This is a genomic window from Pseudonocardia xinjiangensis (assembly GCF_012911925.1).
Taxonomy (GTDB): Bacteria; Actinomycetota; Actinomycetes; order Mycobacteriales; family Pseudonocardiaceae; genus Pseudonocardia; species Pseudonocardia xinjiangensis.
This window is the reverse complement of the sequence record NZ_JAAXKY010000164.1, coordinates 1-15,264: the sequence shown is the minus strand read 5'-3', so window position 1 is coordinate 15,264 and position 15,264 is coordinate 1. Positions and strand designations below refer to the sequence as shown.

The 15,264-nt window shown below is 72.7% G+C and carries 16 protein-coding genes; 13 read left to right on the top strand and 3 right to left on the bottom strand.

What is annotated here, in order from left to right:
- The 3 genes from cofD to HF577_RS31950 form a co-directional block, all read left to right on the top strand.
- Positions 1 to 763 (top strand): 2-phospho-L-lactate transferase (gene cofD / locus HF577_RS31960; protein ID WP_169399718.1); only part of this gene is annotated, 763 nt, incomplete at its 5' end.
- A complete protein-coding gene (locus HF577_RS31955; RefSeq protein WP_169399717.1) occupies positions 747 to 2,114 on the top strand; it encodes a coenzyme F420-0:L-glutamate ligase in 1,368 nt (455 codons plus the stop codon). The genes cofD and HF577_RS31955, both read left to right, overlap by 17 nt.
- Entirely contained in the window at positions 2,108 to 2,674 is a 567-nt protein-coding gene (locus tag HF577_RS31950; RefSeq protein ID WP_169399716.1) for an NUDIX hydrolase, read from the top strand. The genes HF577_RS31955 and HF577_RS31950 overlap by 7 nt, the downstream gene beginning before the upstream one ends.
- A gap of 44 nt (positions 2,675 to 2,718) precedes the next feature.
- On the opposite strand, the gene HF577_RS31945 is transcribed toward HF577_RS31950, so the two are convergent.
- A complete protein-coding gene (locus tag HF577_RS31945) occupies positions 2,719 to 3,441 on the bottom strand; it encodes a site-2 protease family protein (RefSeq protein WP_312859517.1) in 723 nt (240 codons plus the stop codon).
- 245 nt (positions 3,442 to 3,686) lie between these two features.
- Between HF577_RS31945 and HF577_RS31940 the strand changes: the two genes are divergently transcribed.
- Positions 3,687 to 3,998 carry a WhiB family transcriptional regulator gene (locus HF577_RS31940; RefSeq protein WP_246267691.1) on the top strand — a complete coding sequence of 104 codons (312 nt, stop codon included), beginning with the start codon at positions 3,687 to 3,689 and terminating at the stop codon, positions 3,996 to 3,998.
- 171 nt (positions 3,999 to 4,169) lie between these two features.
- Here the strand turns inward: HF577_RS31940 and HF577_RS31935 are convergent, their stop codons facing one another.
- Positions 4,170 to 4,646 (bottom strand): metallopeptidase family protein, encoded by a 477-nt coding sequence (locus HF577_RS31935; RefSeq protein WP_169399714.1) that lies wholly within the window; start codon positions 4,644 to 4,646, stop codon positions 4,170 to 4,172.
- 99 nt (positions 4,647 to 4,745) lie between these two features.
- Here HF577_RS31935 and HF577_RS31930 point away from each other — a divergent pair, with 99 nt between their 5' ends.
- The 6 genes from HF577_RS31930 (at position 4,746) to HF577_RS31905 (ending at position 10,177) form a co-directional block, all read left to right on the top strand.
- Positions 4,746 to 5,093 carry a DUF3499 domain-containing protein gene (locus HF577_RS31930; RefSeq protein ID WP_169399722.1) on the top strand — a complete coding sequence of 116 codons (348 nt, stop codon included), beginning with the start codon at positions 4,746 to 4,748 and terminating at the stop codon, positions 5,091 to 5,093.
- A 51-nt stretch (positions 5,094 to 5,144) separates the two neighbouring features.
- On the top strand, positions 5,145 to 6,500 hold the full coding sequence (locus HF577_RS31925; protein WP_169399713.1) for a phosphomannomutase/phosphoglucomutase: 1,356 nt from the start codon (positions 5,145 to 5,147) through the stop codon (positions 6,498 to 6,500).
- 123 nt (positions 6,501 to 6,623) lie between these two features.
- Complete coding sequence (locus tag HF577_RS31920; protein WP_169399712.1) at positions 6,624 to 6,845, top strand: Trm112 family protein; 222 nt, start codon at positions 6,624 to 6,626, stop codon at positions 6,843 to 6,845.
- Positions 6,842 to 7,969: an SIS domain-containing protein gene (locus HF577_RS31915; protein WP_312859514.1), complete on the top strand. Its 1,128-nt coding sequence runs from the start codon at positions 6,842 to 6,844 to the stop codon at positions 7,967 to 7,969. Before HF577_RS31920 ends, HF577_RS31915 begins: the two co-directional genes overlap by 4 nt.
- Positions 7,970 to 7,976: 7 nt before the next feature.
- Positions 7,977 to 9,188 carry a mannose-6-phosphate isomerase, class I gene (manA, locus tag HF577_RS31910; protein WP_169399720.1) on the top strand — a complete coding sequence of 404 codons (1,212 nt, stop codon included), beginning with the start codon at positions 7,977 to 7,979 and terminating at the stop codon, positions 9,186 to 9,188.
- A gap of 68 nt (positions 9,189 to 9,256) precedes the next feature.
- Entirely contained in the window at positions 9,257 to 10,177 is a 921-nt protein-coding gene (locus tag HF577_RS31905) for a cation diffusion facilitator family transporter (protein WP_169399711.1), read from the top strand.
- Here the strand turns inward: HF577_RS31905 and HF577_RS31900 are convergent.
- Positions 10,135 to 11,484 (bottom strand): O-antigen ligase family protein, encoded by a 1,350-nt coding sequence (locus HF577_RS31900; protein ID WP_169399710.1) that lies wholly within the window; start codon positions 11,482 to 11,484, stop codon positions 10,135 to 10,137. The genes HF577_RS31905 and HF577_RS31900 overlap by 43 nt on opposite strands.
- 208 nt (positions 11,485 to 11,692) lie before the next feature.
- On the opposite strand from HF577_RS31900, the gene HF577_RS31895 reads away from it, so the two are divergent.
- Genes HF577_RS31895 through HF577_RS31885 form a run of 3 tightly spaced genes read left to right on the top strand, consistent with a single transcriptional unit; the run spans position 11,693 to position 15,215 of the window.
- Positions 11,693 to 13,243: an amino acid permease gene (locus tag HF577_RS31895; protein ID WP_169399709.1), complete on the top strand. Its 1,551-nt coding sequence runs from the start codon at positions 11,693 to 11,695 to the stop codon at positions 13,241 to 13,243.
- 57 nt (positions 13,244 to 13,300) lie between these two features.
- Positions 13,301 to 14,653 (top strand): MSMEG_0569 family flavin-dependent oxidoreductase, encoded by a 1,353-nt coding sequence (locus HF577_RS31890; protein WP_312859513.1) that lies wholly within the window; start codon positions 13,301 to 13,303, stop codon positions 14,651 to 14,653.
- 49 nt (positions 14,654 to 14,702) lie between these two features.
- A complete protein-coding gene (locus HF577_RS31885; protein WP_169399708.1) occupies positions 14,703 to 15,215 on the top strand; it encodes an MSMEG_0572/Sll0783 family nitrogen starvation response protein in 513 nt (170 codons plus the stop codon).
- Positions 15,216 to 15,264 lie beyond the last annotated feature (49 nt).

Here is a 15,264-nt window from a genome sequence, read left to right as displayed (position 1 = left end):
GGCGGGGGAGACGTGGGCGGTGCGCGACGAGCTCGCCGCCTACGAGGCCGACCCCACGTGGTTCGGCCTCGGTGACCGCGACATCGCCACCCACCTCGTCCGCACCCGCATGCTCCGGGCCGGCTACCCGCTCTCGGACGTCATGGCGGCGCTGTCCCACCGTTGGCAGCCCGGCGTCACGCTCCTGCCCGCCACCGACGACCGCGTGGAGACCCACGTCGTGGTCGACGACCCGGAGACGGGCCCGAAGGCGCGCAAGGCGATCCACTTCCAGGAGTGGTGGGTGCGGCACAAGGCCGAGCCGGTCGCGCACAGCTTCGCCTCGGTCGGCGCCGAGCAGGCGACCGTGCTGCCCGCGGTCCGGGAGGCGATCGCGGGGGCCGACGCGGTGCTCGTCGCGCCGTCCAACCCGGTGGTGAGCATCGGGACGCTGCTGGAGATCCCCGGGATGCGCGACGCCCTGCGCGGCACGCGCGCCAAGGTCGTCGGGCTGTCGCCGATCGTCGGAGGCAGGCCGTTGCGGGGCATGGCCGACGCGTGCCTCAGCGCGATCGGGGTGGAGACCACGGCGGAGGCCGTCGGCCGTCACCTCGGGGCCCGCGCCGATGGCGGCCTGCTCGACGGCTGGCTCGTGCACACCGGCGACACCGCGGAGGTGCCCGGCGTCGAGGTGCGGTCGGTTCCGCTGCTGATGACCGACGTCGACGCCACGGCCGAGATGGCGCGCCGCGCCCTGGAGCTGGCCGGTGCCGCAGTTGCCTGACCAGCAGCCGGTCACCGACCACGCCGCCCCCGACGCGATCACCGTCCTGCCCGTTCGCGGGCTGCCGGAGTTCCGGCCGGGCGACGACCTGGCCGGCGCGCTCGCCGCCGCCGCTCCGTGGATCGTCGATGGCGACGTCGTCGTGGTGACGTCGAAGATCTTCTCCAAGGTCGAGGGCCGCCTCGTGCCCGCGCCCACCGACCCCGAGGCGCGCGACGCGCTGCGTCGTGAGCTGGTGGACGCCGAGACGGAGCGCGTTCTCGCGCGGCGCGGGCGCACGCTGATCGTCGCGGGCAAGCTCGGCATCGTGCAGGCCGCCGCGGGTATCGACGGCTCCAACGTGCGGCGCGACGAGCTGGCGCTGCTGCCGGCCGACCCCGACGCCAGCGCGGCGCGGCTGCGTGCGGAGCTGGGACGGCTGCTCGGTGTGGAGGTCGCCGTGGTGGTGACCGACACGATGGGCCGGTCGTGGCGGGTCGGGCAGACCGATGTCGCGATCGGTTCGGCCGGCCTCGAGGTGCTGCACCGGTACGCGGGCGCCGAGGACGCCGAGGGCAACGAGCTGCTGGTCACCGAGGTCGCGATCGCCGACGAGCTGGCGTCCGCCGCCGACCTCGTGAAGGGCAAGCTGGGCGGGCTGCCGGTGGCCGTGGTGCGCGGGATGCGCCCCGTCGACGACGGCTCCACCGCTCGTGAGCTCGTGCGCCCGCTCGACGAGGACATGTTCTGGCTGGGCACCGACGAAGCCATCGCGAAGGGCAGGCGGGAGGCGGTGCTGCTGCGCCGCAGCACCCGTGACTTCTCCGCCGAGCCGGTCGACGGCGCCGCGTTGCGCCGGGCCGTCGGCGTGGCGCTCACCGCGCCCGCTCCGCACCACAGCACGCCGATCCGCTTCGCCTGGGTGCGCACCACCGAGCGCCGGGCCGCCGTGCTCGACGGGATGGCGGCCCGGTGGCGCGAGCACCTGGAGGCCGACGGCCGCCCGGCCGACGAGGTCGAGCGCCGGATGCGCCGCGGTGACCTGCTGCGCCGCGCACCCGAGCTCGTGCTGGCCTTCCGCACCGGCGACGGCATGCACACCTATCCCGACGAGGCCCGTCGCCTCGGTGAACGCACGATGTTCACGGTGGCGGGAGGCGCGGCGGTGCAGTCGTTGCTGGTGGCACTGGCCGCCGAGGGGCTGGCGTCCTGCTGGGTCGGGTCCACGATCTTCGCCCCCGACGTGGTGCGCGCGGCGCTCGGCCTGCCGCCCGACTGGCAGCCGCTCGGCGCCGTCGCCGTCGGGATGCCGGCCCAGCCGCTGGTCCCACGGCCGCCGCGGGATCCGGGCACCGGGCTCGTCGAGTGGTAGCCCCGGCCACCGCGGCGGCCGAGCTGGCGGCCTGGCAGCCGGTGGGCGAGGAGCAGCAGGCGCTGCAGCACGCCCTGCTCGCGTTCCTCGCGGCCCGGCCCGACGATGCGTGCTCGCGGTCGTGCGAGCCGGGGCACCTGACGGCCTCGGCGCTGGTCCTCGACGCCGACGGCGAGCAGACGCTGCTCACCCTGCACCCGCGCGTCGGACGGTGGCTGCAACTCGGTGGTCACTGCGAGGACGCCGACGTCTCGCTGCGGGACGCCGCGCTGCGCGAGGCGACCGAGGAGTCCGGCATCGACGGGCTGACGATCGCCCCGCAGCCGTTGCACATCGGCGTGCACCCGATCACCTGCTCCAGCGGCGTGCCGACGCGCCACCTCGACGTCCGGTTCCTGGTGCATGCACCGGCCGGCGCGGTGCCCCGGATCAGCGACGAGTCCCTCGACCTGCGCTGGTGGCCCCTCGACGCGCTGCCCGAGGACTCCGACACGGCGGCCACGATGGTCCGCGCCGCGCAGGCCCCCGGATTGCAGCAAAGCCACGTTCACGCAATCTGACGGCATGAACGTGGCTTTGCTGCAATGAGGGCGGGCCTGGCAGGTCAGCGCCAGAAGAGCAGCTGGTCGTACCCCTCGGCCGCGAGGCCGAAGTCGCCGCCGACCGCGGAGTAGACCGCGCCGCCCGCCTGGAAGAACAGCTGGGCCACGCCGGGCACCCCGATGATCAACAGGAACAGGACGATCGGGGCCCACGGGCGCACCTGTGCCGCCAGCCGGCGCGCGGGCAGGGAGAGGTACGGCTCGAGTACCCCGAACCCGTCGAGACCCGGCACCGGCAGGATGTTCAGGACGAATGCGAGCACCTGGATCAGCGCGAGGCACGACAGCCCGACGGCGAGCCCGTACGGCATCGGCACGAGCGCCACGGCTGCCGTAAGTAACGCTCCGATCACGAAATTGATCCCGGGACCGGCAAGTGAGACCAAGCTCCGCATGCCGCGTGACCTGATCGCCGCATGGTTGATCCACACAGCGCCACCAGGTAGCGGAATACCACCCAGCAGGAGGAACACGATTGGGAGGACGAACGACAGTCCGACATCGGTGTAGCGACGGATGTCGAGGGTGAGATACCCCTTGTCTCGCACCGACAGGTCGCCGCCGCGGTACGCGACGGCCGCGTGACCGAACTCGTGGAGGCACAGCGACACCGCCCAGCCCCCCAGAACCAGGAGCACGACACCGGCCGTGAGCAGCACGGATGTGCCGGCGAACACCATCTCCGGCGTGCCGAGCACCGTGAGTACGCCACCGCCGATCGCCACGGCCAGAAGTATCAGGAACCACGGACTGACCCTCTTCGATACGTGGCGCACCTGACCATTGTGCTGATCGCGCGACCGACCGGGTGGAGTGCATCACCCGGACGGCAGCTTCGGCTTGCCAAGGCCCGACTGACAGCGCTGTACTTACATAGCTGTTATTCAGGGGTGGGGTACCGATGGATCCCCGCGGGCAGCCATTCGCCGGGGTGCGGGGAGGTGGGCGAGTGAACGTGATCACAGCCACGATGGAGCTGGTCGAGACGACGGCGGGTGTGCCGTTTCCGGCTCTCGATCCGTTCGGAGAGGGGATCGTTTCGCTCGGTGAGGATGATGCCGAGGAGCAGGACTGGCAGGAGCGCGCGCTCTGCGCGCAGACCGATCCTGAAGCGTTCTTCCCGGAGAAGGGCGGCTCCACGCGAGAGGCGAAGCGCATCTGCTCGGGCTGCGAGGTGCGGGCCGAGTGCCTGGACTACGCACTCGCCCACGACGAGCGGTTCGGGATCTGGGGCGGCCTGTCGGAGCGGGAACGGCGCAGACTGCGCCGCGCCGTCTCCTAGCCCCCGACCTGACGCCCGAACCGACCTGGCCACCCGGTCCCCGGTCTCGCCCGCAGCCCCCCGATCAGCAGCGCCGGGGAGACAGCTGTGCGGGCGAGCATCGGGTCCTCACCTGCCGGGCCCGGTGACCGCCACCGCTCCGGCGGACAGGGGCGGTGTCCGCCCCTCGCCTCAGGCGCCGCCGTCGACGGCGTCGGGCTCGATGTTGAGGTACTCCGCCACCTGCTCCACGAGCACCTCGTGCAGCAGGTCGGCGAGGTCGGCGCCACCACGCGCACGCGCCTCGAGGGGACGGCGGTAGAGCACGATCCGCGCCCGCGACGGCAGCCCTTCCGGGTCGACGCCCGCCGGCACCAGCTGGGCGAGCGGCACCCCGATGTCGGCCAGCACGCCCTGGCCCCACACCACCTCGTCCGGCGACGTCTCGTCGACCTCCGGCACCTCGTCGACGGCGAGGTCGAGCTCGGCGAGCTCGGTGCCCCAGCGCAGCTCGATCGGCTCGAGCGCCTCCAGCACCATCGCGTCGAACTTCTCCGCGCGGGTTCGGGAGGCAGGCGTGGTGGCCGGATACATCAGCCCGCGCAGGCCCCGGCCTCGTCGGTCCCGCCGGCGGGGCGAGCGGCGCAGGATGCGGCGCGCGGTGGTCACCCGGGCGATCCTACGGCTACGCGGGCCCACTGCTCGATGCCCGCGCGTCGCGGTGGGATGACAGGCGGTCCAAGCGCTATCGTCAGTGACGTGCTGAGTGTGCGGCGGTGTTCGCGGACCGGGTGCACCGAGCTCGCGGTGGCCACTCTCACCTACGTCTACGCCGATTCCACGGCGGTCGTAGGCCCGTTGGCCACGCAGGCCGAACCGCATTCCTATGACCTGTGCACCAAGCACGCGCACCGCCTCACGGCGCCGCGCGGCTGGGAGGTGGTGCGGTTCGAGGGCGAGTTCGCCCCGCCGCCGCACAGCAACGACGACCTCACCGCGCTGGCCGAGGCCGTGCGGGAGGCAGGCCGGGTCGACCGGCCGGTCGATGCCGTGCCCACCACCGGTACCGGCCGTCGAGGGCACCTTCGGGTGCTTCCGGGTCCTGCAGAGGACTGAGCGGCGCGGCCGACCGTCTGCGGGTTCGGGCGCCCGCTAGGGTCTTTACCCGTGGCAGACCTGTCGGCGATCGTGAAGGCCTACGACATCCGTGGTGTCGTCGGTGACCAGCTCGACGCCCCGACCGTCCGGGACATCGGCGCCGCCATGGCGTCACTCGTGCGTTCCGACGGCGCGAGCGCCGTGGTCGTCGGGCACGACATGCGTAGCAGCTCTCCCGAGCTCGCGGCCGCGTTCGCCGACGGTGTCACGGGGCAGGGCCTCGACGTCGTCTCGATCGGTCTGGCCAGCACCGACATGCTCTACTTCGCCTCCGGCACGCTCGGCCTGCCGGGAGCGATGTTCACCGCGAGCCACAACCCGGCGAAGTACAACGGGATCAAGCTGTGCCGGGCGGGCGCGGTCCCCATCGGGCAGGACACGGGCCTGACGGAGATCCGCGAGGCCGTCGAGGCGGGGGTGCCTGCCGGTCCCGGCGGCGGCACCGTCACCGAGCGCGACCTGCTCACCGGCTACGCCGAGTACCTCCGCGGGCTCGTCGACCTGCCCGCCGGGCGGCGGCTGCGGGTCGTGGTGGACGCGGGCAACGGCATGGGCGGATACACGGTGCCGCCCGTGCTGGGGCAGCTTCCGGTGGACGTCGTGCCGATGTACTTCGAGCTCGACGGCACGTTCCCCAACCACGAGGCCAACCCGCTCGACCCCGCCAACCTCGTCGACCTGCAGAAGCGCGTGGTGGAGGAGGGCGCCGACATCGGGCTCGCCTTCGACGGCGACGCCGACCGCTGCTTCGTCGTCGACGAGCTCGGCGGCCCCGTCAGCCCGAGCGCCATCACCGCGCTGGTGGCCGTCCGTGAGCTGGCGAAGGCGCCCGGCTCCGCCGTCATCCACAACCTGATCACGTCGCAGGCGGTGCCGGAGATCGTCACCGAGCACGGGGGCAGGCCGGTCCGCACCCGGGTGGGGCACTCGTTCATCAAGCAGACGATGGCCGAGACCGGCGCCGTGTTCGGCGGGGAGCACTCGGCGCACTACTACTTCCGCGAGTTCTGGAACGCCGACTCCGGGATGCTCGCCGCGCTGCACGTGCTGGCCGCGCTGGCCGAGCAGGAGGGGCCGATCTCGCAGCTCATGTCCGGCTACGAGCGCTACGCCGCGTCGGGTGAGGTCAACTCGACCGTTGCCGACCAGGCCGGCCGGATCGCCGCGATCAAGCAGCGCTACGGGAGCCGCGACGGGGTCGAGCTCGACGAGCTCGACGGGCTCACCGTGCGGCTGCCCGACGGGTCGTGGTTCAACCTGCGCGCGTCGAACACGGAGCCGTTGCTCCGGCTCAACGTCGAGGCCGCCGACGCAGCCGCGGTCGCCGTGCTGCGTGACGAGGTTCTCGCGGTCATCCGCGCTTAGCGAACGGCTCCTCGGGCACGCAAACCGTGTCCGGATGGACCCGGCGCCGAGCGCTTCGCCCTGGCAGCATCGCGGGGTACGGATCCGCCTCGCGGAGCCGTTACGCACAGAAAGAGGTAGACCGTGGCCGTAGAGCTCGACCCCCAGCTGATGGACATCCTGGCCTGCCCCTCCGACGACCACGCCCCGCTGCGGGCAGGCACCGCCACCGACCCGGCGGCCGACGTGCTCACCTGCACGGAGTGCGGCCGCGCCTTCCCCGTGGTGGACGGTGTCCCGGTGCTGCTGCTCGACGAGGCCATCCAGCCCGCCGACCCCCCGACCTCCGGTGCGGTCGGCGGGTGACCGTGCTCGACGACATCCTGCTCGCCGATCCGCGGGCGCTGACCGCCCTCGACACGAGTGGCGTGCTCCGCGGTGCCGCCACGGCGGGCGCCCAGGTGCGGTCAGCGGCCCAGGGGGCCGCCGACGCCCGTATCTCTGATCTCGCCGGCTCGCGGCCGCGCGCGCTGGTGCTCCTGCGCAGGCCGGGTACCTCCGGCGCGGCAGCGGGCCTGCTCACCGCGGCGCTCGGACCGACGTGCCCCGTGCCGGTCGTGGTCGCCGACACCGTGCCGGGCTGGGTCGGACCGCTCGACGTCGTGATCGCCCACACCGCCGACGCCGACGACGCGGACCTCGCCGACGGGGTGGCGTTCGCGGTGCGCCGGGGTGCCGAGGTCGTGCTGTCGGCTCCCGCGGACGGTCCGGTCGCCTCGGCCGGGGCCGGCCGGGTGCGGCTGGTGGAACAGCGGATCCCGGTGCCGCCGGGTCTCGACCTGCCACGGGCGCTGGCCGTCGGGCTCGTCGTGGCGGGAGCGCTCGAACTCTTCACCACTCCACTGCATCCCGCGCTCGATCCGCTGGCCGACCAGCTCGATGCCGAGGCGGAGCGCAACCAGCCCGGCCACGAGCCGTTCATGAACCCGGCGAAGTCCCTCGCGCTGCGCCTGGCCGAGCACACACCGCTGTTGTGGGGCACCGACCCGCTCGGCACCGCGGTCGCCGCCCACGCCGCCGCGGCACTGGCCACGCACGCCGGTGTGGTGGCCCACGCCGACAACGTCGGGCGCGCCGCGACCGCGTCCGGGCTGGTCCGGTCGCTGGACCGGGCGGCGACCGGGGCCGATGTGTTCCACGACCCGTTCGACGACCCCGACGGCACCACCGAGGCGCCCCCCGTGCGCCTCGTGCTGCTCGCCACCGGGGAGGATGACCCCGCCCAGGTCACGCTCCGGCTCGCCGGTCGGCAGTGGCCGTCCGCCGACGTGGTGCACCCGGTGGACGAGGTGGCCCGGGGTGTCGCGCACGCGGGCGTGCTGCGGGCGGGGCTGCTCGCGTCGCGTTTCGACGTGGCCGCGGTGTACCTGGGGCTGGCCACCCGCACGATCGAGCCGGGGTACCGGGGTGCCAGGCGTGAGGAGAGCTGACGAGACCGTGGAGCTGCTGGACAACCCGGTGCGGGCCTACGCGTGGGGCTCTCGCACGGTGATCGCCGATCTGCTCGGCCACGAGGTGCCCTCGCCGCACCCCCAGGCCGAGCTGTGGTTCGGTGCGCACCCGGGCGACCCGTCGCGTCTGGTGCATGCGGACGGCTCGCACACATCGCTGCTCGACGCCCTGCGCTCCGACCCGGAGCGGCTGCTCGGGGTGGACCGCCGCGGTCACTGGGACTCGACCCTGCCCTTTCTGCTCAAGGTGCTGGCCGCCGACGAGCCGCTGTCCCTGCAGGCCCATCCCAGCATCGAGCAGGCGCGCACCGGTTTCGCCCGCGAGGAGGCCGCAGGCCTCTCGCCCGACGCCGCCGACCGCAACTATCGCGACCCCAACCACAAGCCCGAGCTGATCTGCGCCCTCACCGACTTCCACGCGCTGGTGGGGTTCCGCGAGCCTGCGGTCACGGTCCGGCTGCTGCGCGAGCTCGAGGTCCCGGAGCTCGCCGGCCACGCCGAGCTGCTCGCCGCCCAGCCCGACCACGACGGCCTGCGTGCCCTCTTCACGACGTGGATCACCCTCCCGCAGTCGATGCTGGACACGCTCGTGCCCGCGTTGCAGGAGGGCTGCGTCCGGTTGGCGGGCAGCGGCGGGGAGTTCCACGTCGAGGCGCGCACCGTCCTCGAGCTGTCGGAGCGCTACCCCGGTGACGCGGGTGTGCTGGCGGCGCTGCTGCTCAACCGCGTCACGCTCCAGCCGGGCGAGGCGCTCTACCTGCCCGCCGGCAACCTGCACGCCTATCTGTCCGGGGCCGGCATCGAGCTGATGGCCAACTCCGACAACGTGCTGCGCGGCGGGCTCACCCCCAAGCACGTCGACGTGCCCGAGCTGCTGCGGGTGCTCGACTTCACCGCGGGCCCCCCGCCGGTGCTCACGGGCAGCCCCGACGGCGGGTGGATCCGCTACGACACCCCCGCCAAGGAGTTCCTGCTGCGCCGCTGGGCGGGCGGCCCCACCGGTCCCGTCAAGGTGCCCGACGGCGGCCCCCGGATCCTGCTGTGCACGTCGGGTTCGGCCTGCGTGCGCGCGCCGGGCGAGGAGCTGGAGATCTCCCGGGGCGGCTCCTTGTGGATGGCAGCGGCCGAGACCGGGGTCTCGGTGATCCCCATGGCCGAGGACACCCAGCTGTTCCTGGCCGGCGACGGCCTGGGCTGATCGGACAGCCCGGGCCCGGGCCGCTAGGGTTCGCCCGCAGATCAGGGCCGCAGGTCGAGGAGAGTGCAGTGGCAGCGAGTGGTGGAACCCGGGCGATCGTGGCGGCCCTGCTGGCCAATGCCGGCATCGCGATCGCCAAGTTCGTCGGCTTCGCGATCACGGGGTCGTCGTCCATGCTGGCCGAGGCGGTGCACTCGGTGGCCGACACGTCCAACCAGGGCCTGCTACTGCTCGGTGGCCGCACCGCGCGGCGCGCGGCCACCCCGGAGCATCCGTTCGGGTACGGCCGGGACCGGTACTTCTACTCCTTCGTGGTGGCGCTGCTGCTCTTCACGCTCGGGTCGGTGTTCGCGCTCTACGAGGGCATCCACAAGCTGGAGTCGCACGAGGCGCTGACGTCGCCGCTGGTCGCCGTGGTGATCCTGGTCGTCGCGATCGTCCTGGAGTCGTTCTCGTTCCGCACGGCCATCCACGAGTCACGCCCCCTCAAGGGCTCGGGAACGTGGTGGCAGTTCATCCGCCAGTCGAAGGTGCCCGAGCTTCCCGTCGTGCTGCTGGAGGACCTCGGCGCTCTCGTCGGCCTGGTCCTCGCACTGTTCGGCGTCGGGCTCACCGTGCTCACCGGCAACTCCGTGTTCGACGCGCTCGGCACCATCTGCATCGGGGTGCTGCTCGGCATCATCGCCATCATCCTGATCATCGAGATGAAGAGCCTGCTCGTCGGTGAGGGCGCCACGCCGCCCGTGCTCGCGAAGATCGTCGACGCGCTGCAGGAGGGCGACGTCGAGCGGGTCATCCACATCAAGACCCAGTACCTCGGTCCCGAGGAGCTGCTCGTGGCCGCGAAGATCGCGCTCCCGCCCGGCCTGTCCGTCGAGGACGTCGCCCGCGGCATCAACGAGGCCGAGGGCCGGGTCCGGGCCGCGGTGCCCGACGCCAGGGTGATCTACCTCGAGCCCGACCTCGACCGCACCCGCGTCGCGGGCTGACTCGGCCGCCACCGGCGCCGCGTTCTCACCGGCACCTCTGCCGCGACGAGCGCCAGCACCGCCCAGAGCGCGATCGACACGCGGATGGCGTTGCCCGGGTGGTCGGCTACGCTCATCACCGCGAACCCGGCCAGCCCGGCTCCGGCGGCGGCCGCCATGGCCGATCCCGCCCGTGTGGCCCGGACGATGCCGATCGCCGTGCCCACCGTGAGGGCCAGCACCGCGACGAGCCCGGGCACGCCGGTCTCCACCGCCCAGTTCAACCACAGGTCGTGGGCGTGCTGGAACGCCTCGTCACCCGGGATCGCCGCGTCGAGCAGCGCCCCGGCCCTCCCCGGACCGACGCCCAGCGGATGCTCCGCCGTCAGCCGTACGGCGGCCGTCCACACCTCGGCCCGCACGCCGACGAGCCCGTCAGGAGCGAGCAGGAGCAGCGCGGCCCCGGCGGCCACCGCGGAGCAGACCACCCCGAGCAGCAGTGCGACACCCGTGCCGGTGCGCCTGCGCCGTGCCCCGTCCCCGTTGCTCACGGACCTGCGGACCACCACGAAGACGACGACCCCGGCAACGGCGGCAAGGACGCCGCCACGCGACGCCGTCAGCAGCACGGCCGCGTAGCCGACAACCACGATCCCCGCCGCGAGGAGCCGTGATGCGTGGTCGGCGAGCCGGGCCGCGCCCGCCGCGGCCACCGGCAGGAGCAGGACGAGGAACGCCGCGAGCAGGTTCGGGTTGGAGAAGGTGCCGACCGCGCGGATCACGGCGTCCGGACCGCAGACGTCCGCCGAGCCGTCCAACGCACCCCGGCAGAACCCGGTGGAGGTGCCTGCCGCCGCCTGCCGGGCCGCGACACTGCCGGCGACGGCGACGGCGACTAGTGCGAGCAGCCCGAATGCCGATTCCGAGCCCGGCATCGCCCGGCGCACCCCGACCACCAGGTAGTAGGTGGCAGCAGCGGTGAGCACCCCCCGCCACGCCGCCCACGGTTGCCCGGCCACCACCGTGGCCGCGGCGGCAGCGAGCAGGAGCGCGGCGATCGCCGGATCCAGCGGCGTGCGCCACCGTCGGAGTCCGACGCCGCCCACCGCGGCGCCGACCAGCCCGATGCCGAGCACGAGCCGGACGGGGGTCAGCACCCCCACCACCGGGTCGTCGGGCAGCAGGTCGGCGGTGGCCTCCAGCAGCACGGCGGCCAGGCACAGCAGCGCGACCGCCCCGCCGGCCGCGACCCGGCGGGAGCTGCTGACCTGGCTCGTTCCGTCGACGGGTATCGGGGTCGTGCTCGGCTCGGAAGCGGGAACGATCACGGTGCGGTTCTCCCGCACGCGGGTGTCCGCTTCGTGGCGACTGGTGGCCGATCGTGTGACGAGCACCGGTATGGATGGGTCGGTCCGGGTGCGGTCGACACCGGATGGCGTCGCCCGAGTGGTCGGCCGGGCTTGCGTGGTGCAGCCGCGCGGGGGCGCTGCTTGCTCCCGGTGGCCGAGATCGGTACCGGGAGTTAGTTTGCCCGGCATGGCCGTCCGGGACAGGCAGAGCGGGATCTGGCGCACCAAGTCGGTGGAGCAGTCCATCGCCGACACGGACGCGCCCGACACGAGGCTCCGCAAGGACCTCGGCACCTGGGATCTGATCGTGTTCGGCGTGGCCGTGGTGGTGGGGGCCGGCATCTTCACGCTGGCGGCCAGCACCGCGGGCAACGTCGCCGGGCCGTCGGTGTCGCTGGCGTTCGTGCTCGCTGCCATCGCGTGCGGGCTCGCCGCGCTGTGCTACGCGGAGTTCGCCTCCACCGTCCCGGTGGCCGGCAGCGCGTACACCTTCTCCTACGCCACCTTCGGCGAGTTCATCGCCTGGATCATCGGCTGGGACCTGGTACTGGAGTTCGCCGTCGGCTCCGCGGTGGTGGCCAAGGCCTGGTCGGAGTACCTGGCCACGGTCCTGGGGCTGGTGTTCGGCGCCGAGGTGCCGACCACGTTCGACATCGGACCGGTCACGCTCGACTGGGGAGCCCTGCTGCTCGTCGCGGTCCTCACGGTGCTGCTCGCCCTCGGCACCAAGCTGTCGAGCCGGGTCAGCCTCGTCTTCACCACGATCAAGGTGGTGATCGTGCTGCTGGTGATCGTCGTGGGCGTCGGCTACGTCAAGGCCGAGAACTACAGCCCGTTCATCCCGCCTGCCGCCGAGGGCGGGGACACCGCCAGTGGTCTGCAGCAGTCGCTGCTCTCGTTCTTCGGAGGCGGGGCCAGCAGCACCTACGGCGTGTTCGGCCTCCTCGCGGCCGCCTCGCTGGTGTTCTTCGCCTTCATCGGGTTCGACGTCGTGGCCACCACCGCGGAGGAGACCAAGAACCCGCAGAAGGCGCTGCCCCGGGGCATCTTCGGCTCCCTCGCCATCGTCACCATCCTGTACGTGGCTGTGGCGCTGGTACTCACCGGGATGGTCCGCTACACCGAACTGCAGACCCAGCCCGACGGCACGCGGGCCACCCTGGCCACGGCGTTCGAGTCGCTGGGCGTCACCTGGGCCGCCACCGTGATCGCCGTCGGCGCGCTCGCCGGGCTCACCACCGTGGTCATGGTGCTCATGCTGGGGCAGATCAGGGTGCTCTTCGCGATGTCGCGCGACGGGCTGCTGCCCCAGGGCCTCGCCCGCACGAGCAGCGAGCGGGGCACGCCGGCCCGGGCCACGCTCCTCGTCGGGGTCCTGGTGGGTCTCGGCGCCGCGTTCTTCCCGATCGGCGCGCTGGAGGAAATGGTCAACATCGGCACGCTGTTCGCGTTCGTGCTGGTGTCGGTGGGCGTCGTGATCCTGCGCCGCACGCGGCCGGACCTGCACCGCGGGTTCCGCACCCCGCTGGTGCCGCTGGTGCCGGTGCTGTCCGTGCTCGCGTGCCTCTGGCTGATGCTCAACCTGACGGTCGAGACGTGGCTGCGGTTCGTCGTCTGGATGCTGATCGGGTTCGCCGTCTACGCGTTGTACGGCCGCAAGCACTCCCTGCTCGGCGGGCGCGGCGGAGCCGACGCCGAGGGTGTGAGCGTTCGGAAAGAATCACGCAACACGCCATAACGTCGGCGTGTTCCGGGGGAAACGCACCGGTGACGAGCGCTCGATGTAATCGTCGGTGTGATCGAGACGACGCGGAGCGTCCACGACGGGGGCCACCACCCCGTCGTCGTGATCGGCGGCGGGCAGGCCGGCCTCGCGATGAGCTGGTGGCTGACCCAGCGGTCGATCGGGCACGTCGTGCTGGAACGCGACCGGGTGGGCGGCGAGTGGCGAAAGCGCCGGTGGGACACGTTCTGCCTGGTCACGCCCAACTGGCAGTGCGATCTCCCGGGGCATCCGTACGCGGGTGACGACGCCGACGGCTTCATGGTCCGTGACGAGATCGTCGCCTACCTGGAGGCCTACGCCGCGTCGTTCGACGCGCCCGTGGTGGAGGGCGTCGAGGCCACGCGGCTGCGCGCCCGGCCGGAGGGTGGCTTCGAGGTCCGCACCACGGCGGGCACGCTCACCGCCGACCAGGTGGTGCTGGCGGCCGGCCCGTACCAGGTGCCGATGCGGCCGCGGATGGCCGAGCGGCTGCCCGCCGGCATCGTCCAGCTCCACTCGTCGGAGTACCGCAACCCCGCCCAGCTGCCGCCGGGCGACGTGCTGGTGGTGGGCACCGGCCAGTCCGGCTGCCAGATCGCCGAGGATCTGCACCTCGCCGGGCGCAGCGTGCACCTCGCCACCGGCAGTGCCCCCCGGGTGGCGCGCTACTACCGCGGCCGTGACGTGGTCGCGTGGCTGTCCGACATGGGCTACTACAGCAAGGCCGTCACCGATTTCGAGGACGCCGACGCGGTGCGGTTCCGGGTCAACCACTACGTCACCGGTCGCGACGGCGGCCGTGACATCGACCTGCGGGCCTTCGCCCGCGACGGCATGCACCTCTACGGGCGGCTCTCGGACATCGACGGCGGCCTCCTGCGGTTCGCTCCCGACCTCCGCAAGAACCTCGACGGCGCCGACGCGGTGTCGGAGGGCATCAAGGACTCGATCGACGCCTTCATCGCCACCCGGGGGATCGACGCCCCCACCGAGCCCCGCTACGTCCCGGTCTGGGAACCGGCCGAGGAGCCGGCCACGCTGGACCTCGCCGCGGCCGGCGTCACCGGCGTGGTGTGGAGCACGGGGTTCGGACGCGACCACCGGTGGATCGAGCTGCCGATCTTCGACGGCCGCGGCTACCCCACGCACCTGCGCGGCGTCACGAGCTGCCCCGGCCTGTACTTCCTCGGGCTGCCGTGGCTGCACACCTGGGGCTCGGGCCGCTTCGCCGGCGTCGGCGCCGATGCCGAGCACCTCGCGCGGCAGGTGGTCGCCCACCAGCACCGCACCGTGCACACCGGCCTGCACTGGCTGGCCGGCACCCCGTACCAGACCTCGCCCGCCGACGACGAGGACTGGATCGCCCCACGCACCGTCGCCTAGCCGGGGCCGCTGCACACCCCGTCGGACCACCCACCAGAAGGAGCAACTGATGGCCGATCTGACCGATCTCGAGAAGCAGAGCCTCGAGGAGATCCAGCACCCGGCGCTGCCCGAGGGCTCGACGATCTACGGGGGCACCAAGGTCTTCCCCGACTACCAGGCCGAGAACGGCGAGACCTACTTCACCCTCGTGCACGGCATCGCGCACGAGTCGTCCGTGAGCTTCGTGGCGATCCTGCAGGCCACGCGGGCGCTGCGGAAGGGCTTCGAGTCGGCGATCTACTTCTACGGTCCGGGCTCGCTGAACTGCCTCGCCACCCGCGGGTTCCCGACCACGGGCAACTCGGCGTTCCCCGGCGAGCACAACATCAACAACTCGCTGGGGACGTTCATCCAGGAGGGCGGCAAGGTCTACTGCTGCCGCTTCGGCCTCTCGCTGCACGGCGCCCGCGAGGAGGACCTGATCGAGGGTGTCATCCCCACGCACCCGCTCGACGTGCAGGACGCGTTGATCCACTACGCCCGCAAGGGAGCGATCATCAACTCGACCTACATGTTCTGACCCGTCGGCTTCCAGGCGCTCGACGGGCACGGGTCTGCCTTTTATACAC

Coding starts and splice junctions, on each gene's coding strand:
- HF577_RS31940 (WP_246267691.1), top strand. CDS start 3,687: ATGGAGCTGGTCGAGACGACGGCGGGTGTGCCGTTTCCGGCTCTCGAT.
- HF577_RS31895 (WP_169399709.1), top strand. CDS start 11,693: ATGGCCGTCCGGGACAGGCAGAGCGGGATCTGGCGCACCAAGTCGGTG.
- HF577_RS31885 (WP_169399708.1), top strand. CDS start 14,703: ATGGCCGATCTGACCGATCTCGAGAAGCAGAGCCTCGAGGAGATCCAG.